Annotated in this window: 16 protein-coding genes and 1 pseudogene; 7 read left to right on the top strand and 10 right to left on the bottom strand. The window is 57.3% G+C overall.

Features of this window, described 5'->3' with window-relative positions; genetic code table 11:
• Nucleotides 1-44: 44 nt before the first annotated feature.
• From EDC14_RS25195 to ftsE, 5 genes are all read right to left on the bottom strand, one after another.
• Complete coding sequence (locus EDC14_RS25195) at nucleotides 45-1,433, bottom strand: divergent polysaccharide deacetylase family protein (protein ID WP_132017712.1); 1,389 nt, start codon at nucleotides 1,431-1,433, stop codon at nucleotides 45-47.
• 69 nt (nucleotides 1,434-1,502) lie between these two features.
• A complete protein-coding gene (locus EDC14_RS25190; RefSeq protein ID WP_132017709.1) occupies nucleotides 1,503-2,753 on the bottom strand; it encodes a S41 family peptidase in 1,251 nt (416 codons plus the stop codon).
• 86 nt (nucleotides 2,754-2,839) lie between these two features.
• Nucleotides 2,840-3,988, bottom strand: a complete 1,149-nt coding sequence (locus tag EDC14_RS27630; protein ID WP_132017706.1) for a murein hydrolase activator EnvC family protein — start codon at nucleotides 3,986-3,988, stop codon at nucleotides 2,840-2,842.
• Between the two features lie 211 nt (nucleotides 3,989-4,199).
• The gene (gene ftsX, locus EDC14_RS25180) at nucleotides 4,200-5,069 is read right to left on the bottom strand and encodes a permease-like cell division protein FtsX (RefSeq protein WP_132017703.1); all 870 of its coding nucleotides are present in this window, start codon (nucleotides 5,067-5,069) and stop codon (nucleotides 4,200-4,202) included.
• Nucleotides 5,059-5,745, bottom strand: coding sequence for a cell division ATP-binding protein FtsE (gene ftsE / locus EDC14_RS25175; protein ID WP_132017700.1), 687 nt, complete (start codon nucleotides 5,743-5,745; stop codon nucleotides 5,059-5,061). The genes ftsX and ftsE overlap by 11 nt, the downstream gene beginning before the upstream one ends.
• Before the next feature lie 354 nt (nucleotides 5,746-6,099).
• On the opposite strand from ftsE, the gene EDC14_RS25170 reads away from it, so the two are divergent.
• Nucleotides 6,100-6,507 (top strand): hypothetical protein, encoded by a 408-nt coding sequence (locus EDC14_RS25170; protein ID WP_132017697.1) that lies wholly within the window; start codon nucleotides 6,100-6,102, stop codon nucleotides 6,505-6,507.
• Between the two features lie 100 nt (nucleotides 6,508-6,607).
• Nucleotides 6,608-6,820 carry a hypothetical protein gene (locus EDC14_RS25165; RefSeq protein WP_132017694.1) on the top strand — a complete coding sequence of 71 codons (213 nt, stop codon included), beginning with the start codon at nucleotides 6,608-6,610 and terminating at the stop codon, nucleotides 6,818-6,820.
• A 185-nt stretch (nucleotides 6,821-7,005) separates the two neighbouring features.
• Here EDC14_RS25165 and EDC14_RS25160 read toward each other — a convergent pair whose 3' ends face one another.
• A complete protein-coding gene (locus tag EDC14_RS25160; RefSeq protein WP_424337438.1) occupies nucleotides 7,006-7,659 on the bottom strand; it encodes a bifunctional 2-keto-4-hydroxyglutarate aldolase/2-keto-3-deoxy-6-phosphogluconate aldolase in 654 nt (217 codons plus the stop codon).
• Between the two features lie 408 nt (nucleotides 7,660-8,067).
• Between EDC14_RS25160 and EDC14_RS25155 the strand changes: the two genes are divergently transcribed.
• The 5 genes from EDC14_RS25155 (at nucleotide 8,068) to EDC14_RS25135 (ending at nucleotide 13,980) form a co-directional block, all read left to right on the top strand.
• Nucleotides 8,068-8,499: a zinc-ribbon domain-containing protein gene (locus tag EDC14_RS25155; RefSeq protein ID WP_165908319.1), complete on the top strand. Its 432-nt coding sequence runs from the start codon at nucleotides 8,068-8,070 to the stop codon at nucleotides 8,497-8,499.
• Between the two features lie 195 nt (nucleotides 8,500-8,694).
• Nucleotides 8,695-9,810 (top strand): SPFH domain-containing protein, encoded by a 1,116-nt coding sequence (locus tag EDC14_RS25150; protein WP_132017688.1) that lies wholly within the window; start codon nucleotides 8,695-8,697, stop codon nucleotides 9,808-9,810.
• A 378-nt stretch (nucleotides 9,811-10,188) separates the two neighbouring features.
• A complete protein-coding gene (locus tag EDC14_RS25145) occupies nucleotides 10,189-10,833 on the top strand; it encodes a histidine phosphatase family protein (protein WP_132017685.1) in 645 nt (214 codons plus the stop codon).
• Nucleotides 10,834-10,928: 95 nt separating this feature from the next.
• Nucleotides 10,929-12,023: a hypothetical protein gene (locus tag EDC14_RS25140; RefSeq protein ID WP_132017682.1), complete on the top strand. Its 1,095-nt coding sequence runs from the start codon at nucleotides 10,929-10,931 to the stop codon at nucleotides 12,021-12,023.
• A 523-nt stretch (nucleotides 12,024-12,546) separates the two neighbouring features.
• Complete coding sequence (locus EDC14_RS25135) at nucleotides 12,547-13,980, top strand: hypothetical protein (RefSeq protein ID WP_132017679.1); 1,434 nt, start codon at nucleotides 12,547-12,549, stop codon at nucleotides 13,978-13,980.
• A gap of 53 nt (nucleotides 13,981-14,033) precedes the next feature.
• Here EDC14_RS25135 and EDC14_RS25130 read toward each other — a convergent pair whose 3' ends face one another.
• The 4 genes and pseudogenes from EDC14_RS25130 to EDC14_RS27455 all read right to left on the bottom strand — a co-directional run bounded on the left by EDC14_RS25130 (nucleotide 14,034) and on the right by EDC14_RS27455 (nucleotide 18,881).
• A complete protein-coding gene (locus EDC14_RS25130; RefSeq protein WP_165908318.1) occupies nucleotides 14,034-15,428 on the bottom strand; it encodes a methyl-accepting chemotaxis protein in 1,395 nt (464 codons plus the stop codon).
• 253 nt (nucleotides 15,429-15,681) lie between these two features.
• Nucleotides 15,682-16,626 carry an ROK family protein gene (locus EDC14_RS25125; protein WP_243663116.1) on the bottom strand — a complete coding sequence of 315 codons (945 nt, stop codon included), beginning with the start codon at nucleotides 16,624-16,626 and terminating at the stop codon, nucleotides 15,682-15,684.
• A 219-nt stretch (nucleotides 16,627-16,845) separates the two neighbouring features.
• Nucleotides 16,846-18,057, bottom strand: coding sequence for an ROK family protein (locus EDC14_RS25120; RefSeq protein ID WP_132017670.1), 1,212 nt, complete (start codon nucleotides 18,055-18,057; stop codon nucleotides 16,846-16,848).
• Between the two features lie 346 nt (nucleotides 18,058-18,403).
• Nucleotides 18,404-18,881, bottom strand: a pseudogene (locus tag EDC14_RS27455) (Rid family hydrolase).
• Nucleotides 18,882-19,479 lie beyond the last annotated feature (598 nt).

The following is a 19,479-nucleotide window of genomic DNA, read 5'->3' as shown; positions in this document are numbered from 1 at the left end:
AAAAAGCCGCCTGACCGGCGGCTTATAAAAATTAGGCAATTCTCTCATTGGACCAATTCCGAGACTGGCACGATCCGCACTCCGGCCTCGGCGAATTCGGGCAGCACCGCGCGGATGGCTTCGGCCGTCCCCTCGCGGACATGGCCGATTCCGATCGCTTCCCCTTCGGCCAGGGCCAGCGCCATCAGCTGCCGCAACGCGTTCTTTTTCGACTCCGGATCGCTGGAGTTGTCGATAAAGATGCGCCGTTTGGCATAAGGCACCCGGTATTCCCGGGCGTATTTGCCGGCCACCGAGGGGTGGGCGCCGTCTCCGGTATTGCTGTCCACGAAGAAGATCCCCCGTTCCTTGAGGGCTTTCATCAGGATCTCCATCAGGCGGTCATCGTGGGTTCCGGCCGACCCCATATGGTTGTTCAGGCCGACCGCGCCCGGAACCTGGGCCAGATCGGCGTCCAGCTGCCTGATGATCTGTTCTTCCGGCCATTCGGCTTTGATCAGGCCGGGCCCGGGATTGTTGTGCGCGGCGTTCAACGGTTCCAGCGGCAAATGCAGCATGATTTCGAAGCCGCGTTCCCGGGCCGCCTCAATATATTCGGCGGCATAGGGCGTAAAAGGCAGCACCGACCAGGTCAGACTGGCCGGAACCTGCAGCATGGCGTCGGCCGGGCCGCGCACGAAGCCGACGTCATCGATGATCAGTGCCACCTTCGCCCGGTACTGGACCGCCGGAAGCTCCGGCCGGACCGGCGCGGCTGTCGGACGGGGCGGGGGCGGGGATTGCGGCTGGGGCGGCGGTTCCGGTTGGCTGGCGATCGGCGGCGGAGCGGGCGGCAGTTTGGGATGGGGTTCGGGGATCAGGCCCCGCCAATTCCAAACCAGCGGTTTGCCGGGGGATAGCCGTTGACTGATCAGGAGTTCCGCCATAGGCAAGCGCAACGCCTTCCCGGACAGGCGGATCCGGGCCTCGCTCTCCAGCCTCACCCAGACATTGCCGCGGTTCACTCCCCAGTCAGTCCGGCGGATAAAAAGTCCCTGAGAGGTTACCAGGTTCCGCCATTCCCAAGCCATGTCCACCAGTTCCTCCCGCTCCGCGACAGCCGGCAGCTCCAGGCGGGTCCGGCTTTTCACCCACCGCAACCGGTTGCGGGGATACTCCCGCGTCATCAGCTGGGCCTCCTGGCCGCGGATCAGATCGCCGGGCCGCCAGCCCCGGGAGGATAGCCAGTGCCCCCAGGATTCATCCAGGGAATCTTGGAGAAAGACCAGATCGACTGTTCCGGGCCGCTCGAAGACCAGTTCTTGGCCAGGCGCCGCGGCCGGCGCCGCCGCCGGAACGATCCCCGGGATCCAATGGTCCACCATCAACAGGAATACCGCAAAAACAGCATAAAAAATAAAGGCCGTTTTGGCAGCGGAAGATAACGGCCGCATTCCATTCACTCCTTATTCCGCATGGAAACTGGGTTGCTGCTCAATCGCGGGAGACAGGCTTCGGCGGATTTAAGCCGCTTTATTGCGGCTTCCGCCGTCCTCCTCGCGCAATATCCTGACGGCTTCCGCTTCCTGGCGGCGTTGCATCTCCTGGAAAAGCCCGGTGTCGCCGGTTTTCAACAGCCGATCCATCGCTCCGGGGATCTCCACCAGCCGGTCCGGCTGGACCCCCTTTTTGTGAATATTCACCCGGCCGGACGTGAGATAACTGGCGATGGTCACCGTAATCGCCGTCTCCCCCGGCAACTCCTTCACTTCCTGGATCAGATCCTTGCCGAAAGTATGGGTTCCGACCAGAGTCGCCCGTTTCTGGTCTTTGATGGCTCCGGCCACAATCTCCGAGGCGCTGGCGCTCCAACTGTCGACCAGTACCACCATGGGCAGCCTGCGGTGCCGGTAATCCTCGGCCGGCAGGCTCTCCTCGGGATAGCCCCGGCGCTGAATATGCAGCACCGGCGCGCCGGCCGGAATGAAATGGCTGGCGACCTTGTGCGCCGCTTCCAGGGAGCCCCCCGGATTGGCGCGCAGGTCCAGGACTAAGCCGCGGTAGGCGGCATCCCGGTCGATCTCAGCCAGTTTCCCGGCCAGATCGGCGGGGGTGGTCTCCGCGAACTGCGAAATCTTGATAAAACCGATCTTGCCGAGCACCGGATCGGCCTTGGTCGTCATCTCCACCGTGGGAATCAGGATATTCTCGCGCATGATCCGGAAGGAAAGCTCCCGGCGGTCCTGCCCCTCGCCCCGGCTGATCTGCAGGTCCACCGCCGAGCCCGCCGGACCGCGGATCTTGGCGATGGCCACCTCCGCGCTGAGGTCCTTGACCCATTGGTCGCCGACCTTGGTGATGCGGTCGCCCTGCTGTAGCCCGGCCTTGGCGCCGGGCGACCCTTTGACCACCGTCGAGATGATCAACTGGTCCGCTTTGGGAATCAGGTAAACCCCAATCCCGCCGAAGCTGCCTTGGGTCTCTTTTTTCAGTTCGGCGTAGGCATTGCGGTCCAGATAGCGGGTATAGGGATCGTTCAATACTTTCAACATTCCGGTGATGTTGCCCGTCTTCCAATAGGCATTCAGCAAGGCGTCCAGATTGACCGGCTGATAGTAGCTGAGTTTGAGGACACCCATGACATAAAAGGCGGGCAGCAAATCGCGGTACCGCCCGTTGCGGACTTTGGACTGCCACCACCAACCCAGGACGCCCGCGGCCAACAAGGCGGGGATCAATATTACAGCCAGCCAGATCCGGCGTATTTTTGACAAATGGACCGCTCCTTTTGATGAAACCAGATTCCGAAAACCATCCCCTGATGCGCGATCGTTCCAAATTTCTCACATCATCCGGGAGGCTACAAATAATCCAGCGGGTTCACCGGAACACCGTTTTTCCGCACTTCAAAATGGACGTGCGGACCGGTCGCCAGTCCGGTGGTTCCCACTTTGCCAATCTCCTGCCCCTTGGTGACGGACCGTCCCTGGGCAACCAGCAAGTAGTCGCAATGCGCGTACACTGTCGAATACCCGGCGCCGTGGTCGATGATGATCATCTTGCCGTACCCGCCGTTGCGGCCGCTGAAGATGACCACTCCGTTGTCGGCGGCGACGATCGACCGGCCCCGCGGGGCGGCGATGTCCAGGCCCGAGTGGTATTTGCGCTTCCGCAAGATGGGATGAATCCGGTATCCGAAATACGAGGTGATCGTGCCGCGGGTGGGCCAGATATATCGGCCGGTGCCCAGCGCGACCTTGCTATTATTCTGCATCCCCCGGATCTGTGATTCCATCTGTTTGGAGAGCTCCTCCAACTCGTCCAGGGCGCGTTCGAGGGAGCGGCGGTCATTTTGGATCGCCGCCAATTGCCTCTGTTGTTCCTGCATCTTCGAGAGCCAGCGGCTGTGCTCGTTCTTGGCCGACTTCTGCAGCTGGGCATAGGCCGTTTGCTGCTGCCGCAGTTCCTCGTGTTGCCGGGCGATCACTTCTTTTTTCCGGGCGACTTCCTCTTGCTGATCCTGGAGTTCCTTGAGCAGGGCCAGATCGCCGCGGACATACCGTCCGACCATTTCAAAACGGGAGACGAATTCGCCATAGTCGCGGGCTGCAAAAAGCACTTCCAAATAACTTTGGTACCCATATTTATATATAGTTGCCAGACGTTTGCCTAGAACCGACTTTCGATCCCGGATGCGGTTGCGGATCGCTTCCAGTTGGTTCAGGGTGAGGTTGATCTGGTCTCTGACCTTGTCGATGCTTTCTTCGGTCTTGTCCAGCTTGGAGTTGATCTGTTGCAGATTGGAACGGACCGTCTCGGCCTTTTTTTGAGTCGACAACAGATTCCCCAGGACGGATTTCTCGCGGTTCCTGGTCTGGGTCAGCTTCCTTTTGGTCTGGTCGATCTTCCGTTCCAAGTCCTGGTTCGAAGCGCTCCATCCCGTCGTTGCGCCCGCCAGAATGACTATCGGCAGCAAAAAAATGATTGCCTGCCGGAATGGTCGTGCCATCCATCCCCACCCTCCTTCACGGATCGCTTTTCCAGCTCAAACGACAAATTCTCAAAGAACAGGCCCGATTCTCATCGGGCCGTCAGCGGCGGAAACCCTCATTCCTTCATTGATTCTCTTCCCACGGTCTTCCCAGACCGGGCCATCTTTATGCAAGCGAAAACGAAACCGCCCGTTCGCCAAGGAGGCGACTCCTCTTTCTCCGGCCGCTTCAGACCCGGAGAAACCGTTTGAGCGACAGGAGGCTTCCCAACGCCCCAAAGCACACGCCGAGCGCTGGAATGATCAGATACAACCCTTGATTGATCAGCCGCTCCGACAAGAGCGGAATAAACGGCGCCAGCTGTTTGATGTAGGCCAGCAACAAATGGTAGCCCTTGGACATGACCACGATGGAGATGAAGGCGCCGCCCAGGCCGATGAAGATCCCTTCCAGCATGAAAGGCAGCCGGATAAACCAATCGGTGGCGCCGACCAGCTTCATGATCTCAATCTCTTTCCTGCGGGCCAGCACCGTGAGGCGGATCGTGTTGACAATAATATACAGGACCACCAGGCCGATGATGAGCACCAGTCCGAAGCCGATCACCCCGATGACCCGGGTCACGATGAGCATCGATTCCACAAAGGTCTTACCGTACTCCACCTCGGCCACGCCCTCGAGCGCGGTGAGCTGCTGGACCAGCGGCTTCACCTTGGCGTCGTCGGTCAGCTTGATATTGACCATGTCGGGCAGGGGATTCTCATTCTCGGTAAAAAGATCGGCGACGCCCAGATTCTTCTCCAGCCATTTGGCGCCGTCGTTCTTGGAGACGTAGCGGAGGCGTTTGACCCCAGTCAACTCGGCGATTCTTTGTTGCACGGCCACCGGATCGGAGCCGTCTTTCAGATAGACCCGGATCTCCAGGACTCCTTTGGCCATATTCACAAAATGGTTGCAGTTGGCAATCACAATGTAAAAACAGCTCAGCAGCATCAGCGAGAGGGTTACGGTAGCTGTCGCGGCGAAGCTCATCAACCCATTGCGGCCCAGACCGACTCCGGCTTCCCGCGAAAAGTACCACAGCGTTCTAACCTTCAAGCCCGTATACCCCCTTTTGCTCGTCCCGGGTGATTTTGCCGTTCTCCATGGCGATGACCCGGCGGCGCATCCGATCCACGATGGACTTGTTATGGGTGGCCATCACGATGGTGGTGCCCCGCTTGTTGATCTCCATCAGCAGGTCCATGATCCCCCAGGAGGTATCGGGGTCCAGGTTTCCGGTGGGCTCATCCGCCAATAACAGCAAGGGGCGATTCACAATGGAGCGGGCCAATGAGACCCGTTGTTGTTCGCCCCCCGAGAGTTCCTGTGGAAACACATTGGCCTTATCTTTCAAGCCAACCAGTTCAAGCACTGCCGGAACTTGCCGCATGATCTCCCTGCGCGAGGCCTCAATAACCTCCAATGCAAAAGAGACGTTTTCAAAGACGGTTTTGTTCGGCAAAAGCTTATAATCTTGAAAAATCACCCCGATATTCCGGCGAAAACGGGGTATCTCGCGTTCCTTCATCCGGGCCAGATTCTTCCGGCCGATGTAAATCTGCCCCTGATTCGGCAGTTCCCGGCGGATGACCAACTTGATAAAGGTGGTCTTGCCGGCGCCGCTGGGACCGACCATGAATACAAACTCGCCTTTCTCAATGGACAGGTCAATTTCGTTGAGCGCCACGACCCCATTGGGATACACCTTGCTAACCCCTTGGAACTGAATCAAAATGCGTCACCTCAGATCTGTTTCCAAAAATGGCATCCCATCGCCCCGGCCCGGAACCCGCATGAGGGGCGGGATCTCCGGCCGACGGGCAGACTCCGGGAGATCATGCAAAGCTTTTTCATGAACCCGTTTTTTCGATAACTTCGACATCCATAAATGATCTCCTCCCGGTTCCCGCGATCCAATATCTGCGGTTTGGCCCGCGTCCGGCGGAAAGATCCGGCCCGGCGCGGCACCGCAAATGTTTTTTCCTCCCTAATCTGCTATATTTTATCTTGGAAACAAGAGGAAAAGCGGGAGCGCCATCGAATAAGCAACTCTATTCCAGTGCAGACGAGGTGGCGATCCGTACTCATGACCGAACCCGGCTTCTATAACAGCGGCTTGATCTTGAAGAATCTATTGCAAAACCAGTTTGAGATCCGGGTTCATCTGGAGGGCGGAACGGCCGTCTCCGGGACCGTCTTGGGCTGGGACGCCGATTATCTCATGCTGCGCCAGGAGAAAAAGCTGCAGATGATCCCCATGCCGAAGGTTCTCCGCCTCGAGGTCGACCTGAACGAGGTCATGTCAGGCCAAAGGCTGGTCGGATCCCTGGCCGCCGCCGCGCTGGAACCGGTGCCCGGCCCGGTGTTGCAGCGCCTTTCCCCGCACCCGGATTCCGCTCTTTCGTCCCCGAGCCAGCCGGAACGGCCGGCTCGCGATATCCGGCCGGCTCCCGTCGCCCCGGGTCGCCTGGACGAACTGGTGCGCAACTGGTAGCCCGGGCGAGCTTCACACCATTTCGGCGCAGCCCGGCAAGAGGGAAATTGACAAAGCGCGGCTTCGAAAAAATCACAAAACCGCGCTCAAATAATTTTTCATGCCGTTTTTTAACTTCTCAGGCCGTCCGATTGCAATTGTCCCCCTGCAAATCCAATTGGCAACCATGAAAAATGAATTTCCCATCCTTCCAATTGCTATTGCCGACCGTCCGAGCGAATTTGCAACCCTGCCAAATGAAATTGCGGCCTTGCCAAATGAAATCGCCATCCGTCAAAATGCATTGGCAATCCCGCCAATGGCATTGGAATGATCGCCAATCGCGATCGCCATGAAAAAAGGAACTTTTGATTTCCCACCTTCCTATTTTTTTCTTGCGGGCGACCCAACCCGCCCGGCGCCCGGCCATGAAAAAACCACCGCGGCATAAATGCCGGGGTGGTCCAATTCGAGCGTTGATCCTCGCTTCGGGTCGATTGGCGACCCGTGACCGAAGTCTTACTTCTTGCTCCGCGCTTCTTTGATCTTGGCGATGTATTCCTTGGCGATCCGGGCGACGGACTCATAGTCGCCGGTCTTGGCGGGACCGATCAGGTTGCCGCCCACGCCGACCGCAACCGCGCCGGCTTTGATCCATTCGCCGACATTCTCCAGGCTCACGCCGCCGGTGGGCATCATCTTGGCATACGGAATCGGTCCGCGAATCGATTTAATGATCGCGGGCCCGAACAATTCGCCGGGGAAGATCTTGACGATGTCCGCGCCAGCCTCCATGCATTCCACGGCCTCGCGAATGGTCATCGCGCCGGGCATCACCGGCACCCGGTACCGGTTGCAAAGCGTAACCGTTTCTTTGCTCAGATACGGGCTGACCACATATTGGGCGCCGGCCAGAATGGCGGTGCGGGCGGTCTCCGGATCCATCACGGTTCCGGCGCCGATAATAATCTCGCCGTTATTGAACTTCTTGGCGCAATCCTTAATGACATCGGCCGCTCCCGGCACGGTAAAGGTAATCTCGATTCCGGCCACGCCGGCGCTGGCGCAAGCTTCGGCGATTTTAATCGCTTGATCGCTGGTTTCGGCGCGAACGACCGCCACCAACCCGCAATCACAAATCTTGGCTATGATCTGCTCCTTGTCCAATTTCATTCCCCCTGTGCTCTGATTGCTTTTTGGTTCCTACGAACCATTTTTAATATTATAACACAAATAGGCTTCCGGATCTTACAATCCCATTAAAAGCGTTGTGATAAACCCCGTCCGAAGGTCGGGGTGTTCACAAAAGCTCAGAAAAACGAGGGATAAGTCGTTTGATATCGTTTTGCACGACAATTTCCGGTTTAAAAGACTTTATCCCCTGGCTTTAAAGTTAAGGCCGTATTCATTCCGCAGCCTGAATTCAAAATGAAGCCAATTTTCCGGATCGGGCAGGATTTTCAGAAAAGATGACAAATAGAATAAAAACGGTTGCGATCAAAAGTTTTTTCCGAACGCCCGGCCGTGACGAAGCAATCCGCTCCGGGGGCAGGGCAATTGATAATGGATAGAGGTGCTGTCATGTTCTTTATTTTCGGTTTCACCCCGGTCAAGAAGACCGGCCAGCAAACCCTGCGCCGTCATTGCCCGCATTGCAACGATCTCCGTAATTTCCAGGAGATTCTGGTCCGCCAGTATATTTCGTTCTTTTTCATCCCGATCTTCCCCGTCTCCGCCGCCACCCCGCTCTTCACCTGCTCCAGTTGCGGCTATTCCATCGCCCAGGAGCTGATGCGCGAAGCGGCCGCCCCGGAGATCCCGGCCTCGCCGGCCGGCAATCCTGCCGGCCAAGTGGTGATCCTTTGCCCCCGCTGCGAAGGGGCCATGGCGCTCCCGCTGAGCGAATCCCGCCAGGAAGTCACCTGCCCGCACTGCGCCATGGAGTTCAAGGTGAAAGGGATCAAAGACCAGATCCCCGCGGCGATCATCCGCCAAAGTGCGCAGAGCATCTAAGCGGAAATGCCGCTTCCGCCCGTCGAACTCGCCGTCAGTCGCTCCCCCCTCCTGGGGCGGGGCGATTTTATTTGGCAAGATAATCCAAATACGGTCAAGCAATCCGTCATGTTCGGGACGGCGGCCGCATAGCATAACATTGAGCCGGAAGTTTGGACTCCATGTGCCGGGTGTCCAAGTTAGGGGGTTGGCCGCATGTTCTGGATTCCGCTCCTCGCCCTGATCGGGTTGGGAGTTCTCGTCGCCTTCATCCTCCTGGGAGGATGCTTCATGGTTTCCCAGGGTCAAGCCGCGGTTCTGGAGCGGCTCGGCAAGTTTCACCGGGTGGTCTACAGCGGTATCCATTTCCGGATTCCGTTGCTGGAGACCTTTCGGGTGGTGGGATTCATCAACCGCGAAGAGTACCGCAAGGATTTCGGACCGTACCGCATCGACCTCCGGGAGCAGATCTTCGACATGTGCAAACAGCATGTCATCACCCACGACAACGTCCCGGTCGACGTGGACACCATCATTTACTACCGGGTGACCCAGCCGGAGCAGACCGTCTACGGGATCACCGATCTTCCCAAAGCCTTGGAGCAGTTGGCATTGACCCATGTCCGCAATGAGTTCGGCCGGATGGACCTGGATGTCAGCCTCGGCTCCCGCGAGCAATTGAACCGGAGCCTCCAAGCCGGGTTGCACGAAGCCACCGGCAAATGGGGGGTTCAGATCCAACGCGTCGAAGTCCAGGAGATCATTCCGCCGTCCGATCTGAAGGATCCGATGGAAAAACAGATGATCGCCGAACGGGAACGCCGGGTCCAAGTCCTGGTGGCCCAGGCCGAAAAAGAAGCGATGATCCTCAAGGCCGAAGGCGCCAAACAGCAGGCTATCCTGGAAGCGGAGGCCAAAAAAGCCGAGGAAGTGTTGGCGGCCGAGGCCCAAAAACAGAAAACCCTGCTGGAGGCGGAAGCGGCCCGGGAGCAACAGATCCTGGTGGCCCAGGGCCGGAAAGAAGCACAGCAGCTGGAGTCCGAAGGGGAAAAAATCGCCCGGTTGAATTGGGCCGAGGCCGAATCGGCCGCCATCCTCAAACAACTCAGCGCTCAGGCGCAGGGGCTCGCCCAGATCTCCCAGGCGCTCAACGCGCAGGATTCGAACCAAGCCCTGCTGGCCCTCAAATCTCTAGAAGCCGCCGTCCAAGTCGCTCAAAATCTGGGGAACGGTCAAGCGACCAAACTGATCCTGCCCCAGGAGGTCTCCGGTCTCGTCGGCACGCTGCTCAGTCTGGCCGAAGGGGTTCGCTCGTTCCCGGCCGGCAAGTAAAGCGTAATTCAGGTTATTCCCTGGCGGAAAGCAACGGTTCCCGGCCCCGCGCGGGCAAAATATGTTGCCTGGCGGAAGGATTTTCCGGCGTTTTTCTCGAAGAATCTCCCCATCCGGGTCGCTCCGGTTCAGCTCCCCGAGCGAAAGGGATAGCGAACCGGTACGGACTTCCCGTACCCAGAGTGACTCGAAGATGACCATCGGCCCGCAACGGTGCCTCTCGGTTGCGGCAAGGATGGCTAGAAAACGCTAGAACATCGTGTATGCAACGACATTGACTTGAATCCCATGATTTTGCGGAAAAACGGTAAAGCCTTCGGTATTTTCGCAAATCATGTCCCGTAAGGATTCAGGTCGTTGCATAGAGAAAGGGAACCCATGAGCCGAATTACCGCTTTGATCATTACCCGCCATGGCGAGACGGAATGGAACCGCGCCCTCAAGCATCAGGGCCATCTGGACAGCCCGTTGACCCCGGCCGGAATTCAACAAGCCCAAGCCCTGGCCGAATCTTTGAAAGACCAACCCATCGCCGCGCTATACAGCAGTGATCTGGGCCGGGCCATGGCGACCGCCGCGATCCTCGGCGCGGCCCTGGACCTGACGGTTCAGGCCGAACCGCGGCTGCGCGAAAACTCACTGGGAATATTGCAAGGATTGACCCTGGATGAATTCAAGGAACGTCATCCCCAACGGTACCGGGAATACCTCCGCCGCGATCCCGATTACGCCCTTCCCGGCGGGGAGAGCCTGCGCCAGTTTCACCATCGGACGATGGCATGCCTGACGGAAATCGTGGCCCGCCACCCCGGCCAGACTATCTTGGCAGTCGGCCACGGCGGTACCTTGGGTTGTATCTTTCGCGAGGTTTTCCGGATCCCCTTCGGCGAACCCCGCCATTTTTCTTTGAAAAACGTCAGTTATAACCTGTTTACAATCCGCGACGGCCAATGGCGGCTGGAAACCTGGGGCCAGACCAGCCACCTCCGCAACATTGCGACCCTGGATGAATTGCGAAGCTAGACCGGATCCTTCTTCCGAGCCGCTCCCGTTGCCGAACGGCCGGCAGTCCGCTGAAGGTCCGGTGACCGATTGATTGAAAGAACGGAGGAATTCTCATGAGCCGCCTGTTGCGGCGCAAGATTCCGGCGCTATTTTCGCTCCTTTTCATGATCGGCCTGCTCTGGCCGGTCCCAGCCGCCGGCGCCGACACTCTTTATGAAGTAACCTATGCCGGCAAGATCGGCGCCGCTGCCGTGCGCATGCAGCTTCAACTGAAGGGCGGCGCCGTTGCGGGGAGCACCCTTTACAACCGGGTGCGGGGACCGTACCGTCTCCAAGGTTCGCTGGACCGGCTGCGCCGCATTCATTTGCAAGAATATGACCGCCACGGCCGCCTGGTCGGAGTCTTTCAAGGCCGTCTCCCCTCATTGCTTCAGTTCTATGGCACATGGTCCGGCCCGGAAGGACTCCGTCGCCTCGGCTTCAACCTGACGGCCGCGCCCCCGCCGCCCGCGCCGGGGCAAAAACCGTTCCGGGCCGGAATCTGGAGCCGCATCGGCGTCGCCCCCTATGAACCGGCCACCTTGATTATCGCCGCCAGCACGCCGCAAGGATTCCGTTTCACGCTGACCGCGTTCAGCGGCTCGCATACCGGCGTGGTGACGGGAATCGCCAAACTGAACGGCAATGTCGCCATCTGGACCGATCCCCGCCGGGGTTGCCGGTTGCAACTGGCCATGGTCCAAGACCTGCTCTCGATCACCGCTTTCGGGAACTGCAGCGATACTGCCGGAGCCGGAGTGTTTTTCGACGGCGATTACCACGAAGGCGTCTGGAATGAGCCGCTGCCCACCCTGGTGGATCTGGGAGTGCTGGATACCCCGGCGCAAGACAGCTCCTTCCGCGAACTGGTCGGCCGGTTCTATGATCTGTTTGTGGAAACCTTCCATTTGCTCTCCCCCGCCGAGGACCTGGACGGCCTCGGCGCCAAGGTCATGGTCGGCTGGGTGCGCGGACTCAACGGATCGGATGAAGCGATCGTCATGGCCGGCCCCGACGGCAGTTTTTCAGCCGCCGTGCTAGACGGAGAGAGGATCCGCTATTTCAGTGACATGCCCGGCTTTCAGGAGCGCCCGCCACGGACCGTCGCCCAATGGTGCGGCCGATTCCCGGAAAAGAAACTGGTCCGGATGAATGAAAGAGCATTTTAATTTTCTGAGTATCAAGTTAGCTCAGGTAAAGTTAGTTTGATCTGAATGGTCGGCTTCGATCTTGACGCCCTCTCCCCTCGGGTAGATTCATAGTCGTGAGCCCTCTCCAGCGTAAAAAAATCACAGATTTTTTAAGCGCAGCCATAACGCTCGAAGAGCACTCGCTATGGGCGAGGGGGAAAATAGGCCTAAAACCTTTTCACGCATGACTTTAGGCATCTTCGGTCCCTCCCCCATAGCTATCGCTTTTTGATAGCGTCATGGGGGAGGGCAGGCATCTTTGTTAATACCCTATAGGAGAGGGCATCGACATCAATGCCGACCTTCTTATTAATCTCCCATCGAAAACCAACGCCTCTTTGCTGACCAAACTTGATAATCAGATATTTTAAAAACTTACGACGGCCCGTATAGATGAAATCCGTTCTGGAAATTTCCGGAACGACCCGAACGGAGGTTGGAGGAGATCGTGCCGAATCAAGCGAAGAATGGCTCTTGCGATTCAAAACTGCGGGAGGCCGGTATGCGAAAACGTTTTTTGGGGATGATCGCCATCGCCGTGGGTATCAGCGGCTTGATCGCGGTAACCGCAATCTGGCTGGCGGTTCACCCCGCCAACAACGGCCGGGGCGATGGGCTCAGCCGGTCTGTCGATACCCGACGGGGCCGGTTCGACTTGGAACAGGTGCGAAAGGGGCGAACCCTACAGCTCATTACCAAACAGAGTTTTGAGAACCGCGCGCCGTTCTATCTGGATAAAACCGGGCCGTCGGCCGGAGCCGGCTTTACTTTCATGTATTATTATTCGGACCGGCGTTCCCTGTTTTATCGTTTCAATCCCAAATCAAACCGCCCGGAACTTTGTTTCGACGTAAAGGGGAACATTGACGGCGGGATCATCACGGATCAGGGCCATGGGGTTCTTTACCGCGAGATGGTGGTCAGCAATTACCTGGAGGGCAACCTCTGCCACAAAAAAGCGGGGAAACCGCTCAAGAAAATCCTGAAACGTTGCAATTGGTATGAGGTTTCACCGGACCGCCGCAAAGTGATTGCCGGAGGCATTCCCTTCGCGGAGCAAGGCCATCCCGGACGCCAAGTCTACCTTTACGACTTGGAACGCGACATCCTATCCGTCCTGCCCGGGGCCGTTTGTCCGGACGATTGGGAAGACCTGTTGAACTTCTCTTATAGCTGGAGCGGCGACTCCCGCTATGTCCGCCTGGAACAGAAGGTCTTTGGCAGCGATTCGCTCCGCCTGCTCAAAAATTTACAGTCGCCCGGGGCCAACGTCTCGATGTTTGCCTGGTCGCCGGATGGCAAAGAGCTGGCTTTCGCAGTGCAAACCACGGACAAAGCTCAATATACCATCAGCGAAGAGCACCGCGACCTATTCCTCTCCAATCAATTGGGGATTTATAATCCTAGCTCGCAAACGGTCCGTTACATCCGCTTTTCCGACGTCCTGATCACCAGTATCGTCTGGGGCCGGGAGAACGGCCGGATCGCCGCAACAGCGGTCCCGCTCGCCAATGCCGCCGCCTATGTCGATGGGGCCGGCGACCCGGGCCGGAGCGATCCATTGGATCTGCTGCTGATCGATACCGCCGCGCTGAAAGCGGAGCCGCTTTTGACCGATATTCCCGTGACCGAACCGGCCGCGCTGGCCGGAGATATGCTGGTGTATGTCAAGGTGAAGGGGGGCCGCGCCACGATCAGCGCTTTTCAGTTGAGCAACCGCAGATCGAAGGATCTCCTCCATGAAGAGCTGTTCGCGGCGGAGGTGATCGAGGGGCGGATTTATCTGGCTGCCGCCAGCAGCGTTTATCGGATCGAGCCCGGTCTGCGGCTGACCCGCCTCACCGCTCATTCGGGCGAGGGCGAATTAATTATCGCTCCGGGTTGGCGCAAGATCGTCACCGGGCTGGCGGATCGGATCGATGTCATCAGTTTTTAGGGAAAACCGTCGCGGGGAGGCGAAATCCGCCTCCACTTGCCATCCGGCGCTCCCTAGCATTGAAGATCCACGCCCAATACGCCTTGGACTTTGCCTTTCGCATTCAAAATCGGCAGCGACAGCGTGACGCAGGGTTGATTGGTGATAGCCGAAATATAGGGCGCCGAGGTAAACCGATTCCCTGCGGCACTGCTGGTAAACCATTCGCGCACTTTTGCGTTGGCGATCCCGGCGGCTGGAATCGAGTGGACAAAGCGCCCTTTGAGATCATTGACCCAGGCCGCTTCGAGAATTGGATAATCAGCCAGTAACTGTCGCAAATACTCCTCCACTTGCGAGGGCTCCAGCTCCGCCAGCCAAGCGCGGTTACGGAGGTCCCGGCTCAGCTGATCGAGCATGGCAATGGCCCGTTCCCGGATCTCCTGTTTCAGATCGATCGGATCGGCCTCAGCCGCGATCAACGGTTGGAGCGCGCTGGACGCCTGATTCAGCCGCAAGCCAAGGTCGTTGAGCTCCGCCATCAAGCTCTGGTGACGTTTTAACCCCTGATAGGCTTCTTCGACCCGGTTTAAGACCGTCCCGGATTGCTCCTGAATCTTGGCTGCTTGTTCTTGAAGGGTCAACGCCCGCTGCTGCTCGGCGGAGATCTCCTGGTTGACCGCTTCGCTCTTTTGGACCAATTCGCCGAAGCTGTTCTGGATCCTGGCCAGGTTCTCCTCGACCATCTCAAATCGCTCGACCGAACCGGCCACTTTGGCGGCGGTCCCTTCCATCTGTTGGTTCACTTGGCGATTGGCCTCCATGACCTGGTCGATCATTTCCCGGATATGATTCACCGAGGTTTGGCTATCATCGGAGAGGCGCTTGACTCTGTCGGCCACGACATTGAAGCCATGGCCGGCCTCGCCGGCGCGGGCCGCTTCGATAGCGGCATTAAAAGCCAACAGCTTGGTCTGGGCGGCGATCTCCCCTACCGTATCCAGAATGCCGGTGATCTGGCCGGACAGCTCCTGAAGTTCGTTCATCATTTTGACAGTGGTCCGGGCCGACTGGTCGATCTGGTGAATCTCGGAGACAATGGCCAGGATCTCATCCAGGCTGTTCCGGAGCACCGCCGCCGACGCCTGCCCGGTCTGGCCCATCTCGTTGGAGATGGTTTTAATATGGTCCAGCCGTTCCACCACCGCCCGGAATTCCGTCGTCATCGCCTGTAATTCACGCTGGGTTTCCCGGTTTAACCCGGTCATCTCCCGGGTGTTGCCGAAAACCTGCTCCGAAAAGCCCTGATTCTCTTCGATGCTCACCGCCAATTGCTGAGCAACGGCCAACACCTGGTTCGAAGCGACTTTTAAGCGCCGATTGTAAGTAAGGCGGTTCTCCTCCGATTCGGGATGATGATCCTTGATACCATCGTGCCGTTTGCGATTCCAAAGGCGTAACCGGTCCATCGCCATTCCTTCTTTCCATCCTTGGTACTTTGATGATCACCATTTTACTATTTTGGCTGCAGTATCTCAAGTCCATTGCCGCGATTCGCCGAAAAGTTGCCATTCACTTGACGTAAAAAATACCCGTTCCGCAAATGCGGTCCGGGTACGTATCCAAAAATGGCAGGTCGAATCACAGTCATTCGGACGATTGCCCCGATTTTACCGCTCGACCGGAGAGCCAGGTGCTCCTTTGACCCTGATGGTAAAGTTTTCACGTTCGCCCCGGTTCATTGGAGTCGGAATGATCCGGAAATCCGGGCTGATGGTTCTGAAACACATAAGCCGCGCCGCCTACCGCACCGGCGGCACCGCCCAAACGGGCCAGGACAATTTCGGTGGGAAACGGCGAGAACTGGGCGACAGATTCCCGGATCGGCTCGATGACACATTCCATCGATTCCGAGACTCCGCCGCCGATGATCACTTTCTCGGGATTCAGGAGGCTGACCACATTGGCGATGGCCACCGACAGATCGAGTACAAATTCTTCGATGATCGCTTGGGTTCCGGAAACGCCCCGGCGGAATCCTTGAAACAGTTCCCGCGGCGTCAATCCCAGGGGCTCTGCCTTGCGGGTCAGGGCCGTTCCCGAAGCCTTGCTCTCAAAAACGCCGAATTCCTGGCAGGAATAATTGCGCAAGCCGTTCCGGAGATCGGCCTTCTCCAGAAAATAGCCGATCTCGCCGGCCCCGAACCGGTAGCCTTCCACCAACGCTCCATTGGCAATAACCGCGCCGCCGATTCCGGTGCCAAGCGCGATATAGAACAGGTTATCGGTGCCCCGGCCGTTTCCCAGCCAACGCTCGCCGAGCGCCGACAGATTAACGTCATTGTTAATGTAGACGGGGAAAGGGAAATGGGAGCCAAGCAATTCAGCCAGGTTCAAATTCTGCCATTTCAGAGACGGAACATCCATCACCCATCCCTTGGTGCTGTCCACATTGCCGGGGACGCCGACCCCCATGCCGCGGATCTGGCCAGCCTGGACCCCCGCCTTGTCCAGACTGGCCCGGATAATGCCGATAATCTCAGCCGGATCCCGGGATGTTCCGGCCTTGTCTTGAAAGATGATTTCTCCTGCCGGATTCGCCAGAACGATCAGTACTTTCGTCCCTCCGATATCCACTCCCAGCCCAAAAGGGACTTCTCGCATCATTTTCACCATGGAACCTACCTCAGCATGATAATTGAAACAAAATCGCCCAAACAGCTATGTTGCACTAAGTTTTTTGACCCTCAAGCGATTGCAACCGATTTCCTCGCTTGATAAGTTGAAAGAATTGCCGCGACTTCCCCTTTCCCAGCCATGGTTCAGGGCTGGGAACGAACATTCAAGAAGTTAGTTAAGTTAATTAAGTTTTATCCTATAGAAATGCTACTTAAGGCTCAAGATATTGCTCTGGACATATTCAAGCGCTGCTGCGAACGCTCCGTACAGTACCGGTTGCTCCAGCGACGAATAGACCACCTTGGTCCCTAATGGCACCAATTTACCGACCATCTCGTTCAGGGGTTTTAAAAAGTCATAGCCCAAACTGGTCAGTTGTCCCCCCAGGATCACCAGCTCCAGATCGAGCAGGATGCCGATATTCGCCATAATCACTGCCAGCTGATTCTGGATCCGCACCATCTCGCCCAGAATATAAGGGTCCTCCAGGCTGACGGCGGCCTTGATCACCCGCAGATCGACCCGCTCCGGATCGCCTTGCGCCAGATCGAGGATGCGCGAGTCGCAACCCGCCCGCAGGTCCTCCCGGATTTTGCGAATCAGCCCCGGCAGGCCCACTCTGGACTCCAACGGTCCGAAATTTTGATGATCGAAGGCCACGTCGGTGGCTTCCAAAGCGAGATAGCCGATCTCGCCCGCGGCCCGCCGGGTACCCTCGTAAAGCCGGTTGTCGATGACCACCCCCGCCCCTACGCCCCGGTCGATGCTGACATAGACCAGGTTATGGTATTCGCGCCCCAGGCCGTACCGGGATTCCCCCAAAGCCGCCAGATTGATGTCGTTTTTGATGATCACCTTGGACTTGAACTTCTTCTGCAGCTCCTCATGGAGATTGATTTCGTCCCAGACATAGACCCATAACGGCAAAAGCGCCATCCGGCCGGTAGCCTCGTTGACCACTCCCGGGAATCCCACCACGATGGTGAGCAATTGTTTCAGATTCAACTGGTGCTTGGCGAAGAGGGCCACGATGGTTTCAATGATGATGTCCAGGATTTTTCTGCCGCTCTTCTCGTTGGAGATGTCGAATTTGCGGAGCTCCATGATCTCCGGCTTCAGATCGCTGAGGGCAATCTTCAAATCCTGGCCGCTGAGGTCGACGCCGATGATATAGCCGTAGCGATAGTTGAAATCCAGCAGGATCGGCCGCCGTCCGCCCGCGGAATCGCCTTCGCCGATCTCCAGCAGCAGTTTTTTCTGGAGCAACTGATTGATGTTATTGGAGACGCTGGGCGCGCTCAGTTTCAATAACTTGGCCAGATCCGCCCGGGAGGTCGCGCCGCGGTCGATCAGCGTGTCAATGATGAATTTTTGATTATTCTCTTTGATCATCAACTGATTGCCGGCGGTTCTTTCCAAACGTTTCCCTCCCGGTGGGCGATGCTGCTCCCAATATCCGATTCTTTATTAATTATATTTAGAAAGTTATTCGGTAGGATTCGCCGGAATCCTGCCGGTCTTTAAAAAAATTCACCGATTTCAAAAGGCGGATTTCCGGAGAAAGCTCCCGGAGCCATGCCGAACGGCGGCAGATTACCGAAATTCATGACCGCCGGCTATCAGCCTCCCCACTCCGTTTCCGTTCCCGATGATAGGCTTCACAACGCGCGCGGTCGCTATGCCGCGGACAATTCCGCTTGGGACAATTACCAGCCGTTCCGGCCGGATGGTTGGAGGCCACCTTTTCCGCTCCTTCGCGATTTTCTTATCTTTTCCGGGCGATCATCTCAATCTCAAGCTTCGCCCCCAACGGCAAAGCAGCCACTCCGATAGTGGTCCGCGCCGGATAAGGGGCGGTGAACTGCCGGGAATAGACCTCGTTCATAGCAGCAAAATCATTCATGTCGGTCAAAAAGACATTGACCTTGACGACGTCATCCGGCGTCAGCCCGGCCGCGGCCAGAACGCTAAAGAGATTTTTGAAGGACTGTTCCGTCTGGGCGGCGATACAGCATTTTGCGAAAGCGTTGACGGGTTTGGAGCGAAAAGGGCGAACGCTTCACCGCACTTTTTGCGAACAAAGCCGTTTACGCTTTCGCAAAATGCTATCCCCCTCCACCAATTTGCCGGTCCGGGAATCGAGCGGCGTCTGGCCGGAGAGATAGACCAACTCGCCGGAGGCCACGGCATGGGAATAGGGGGACCGCGACGGCTCCGGGGGCATTGAAAGCGCTTCTTGGCATGAAAGGTTGCCTCCAGCATTGTAATATCCATGGCATTTTTTTCCTTTCTCTCTTTTCCACTGACTGACTTGGATCTCCTGCCGCCGGAGAGAATATTTTGATACTATCCGCCCGATTGGTTTCGATTATCGAACGAAAGGGGCGGAAATGGCCAGTGTTAGCTTTTCTCCCGGAGCGAGACGGCCCCATGGGTCCTGGATAAGCGATCGGATTGAGGGGCTGAAAGAGCTCATTTTGCGAGTGACGGATCTATTTTGGTGACTGAAAGAGCTCATTCAGTCGCCGGGTAAGCTCTTTTTGTGGAAAAAGAGTTCTTTCAGTCGTCGGGCGAGCTCATTTTGTGAATAAAAGAGCTCTTTCTGTGAATGAATGAGCTCATTCAGTCGTCGGGCAAGCTCTTTTTGTGGATAAGTGAGCTCATTTTGTGAATGAATGAGCTCTTTTTCGGAAGAATGAGCTCATTCAGTCGTCGGGCAAGCTCTTTTTGTGAATAAAAGAGTTCTTTTTGTGAATAAGCCCCCCACCCCAACAAAGTTGGGACAAGCGAAGCGATGAAAATGAAAGAATTGCGTTAAAGGAAGTAATCGGTGAAAGAAGG

It is taken from the genome of Hydrogenispora ethanolica (assembly GCF_004340685.1).
Lineage (GTDB): Bacteria > Bacillota > UBA4882 > UBA8346 > UBA8346 > Hydrogenispora > Hydrogenispora ethanolica.
The sequence above is the reverse complement of the archived record's forward strand: the minus strand, read 5'-3'. Positions and strand labels throughout refer to the sequence as shown.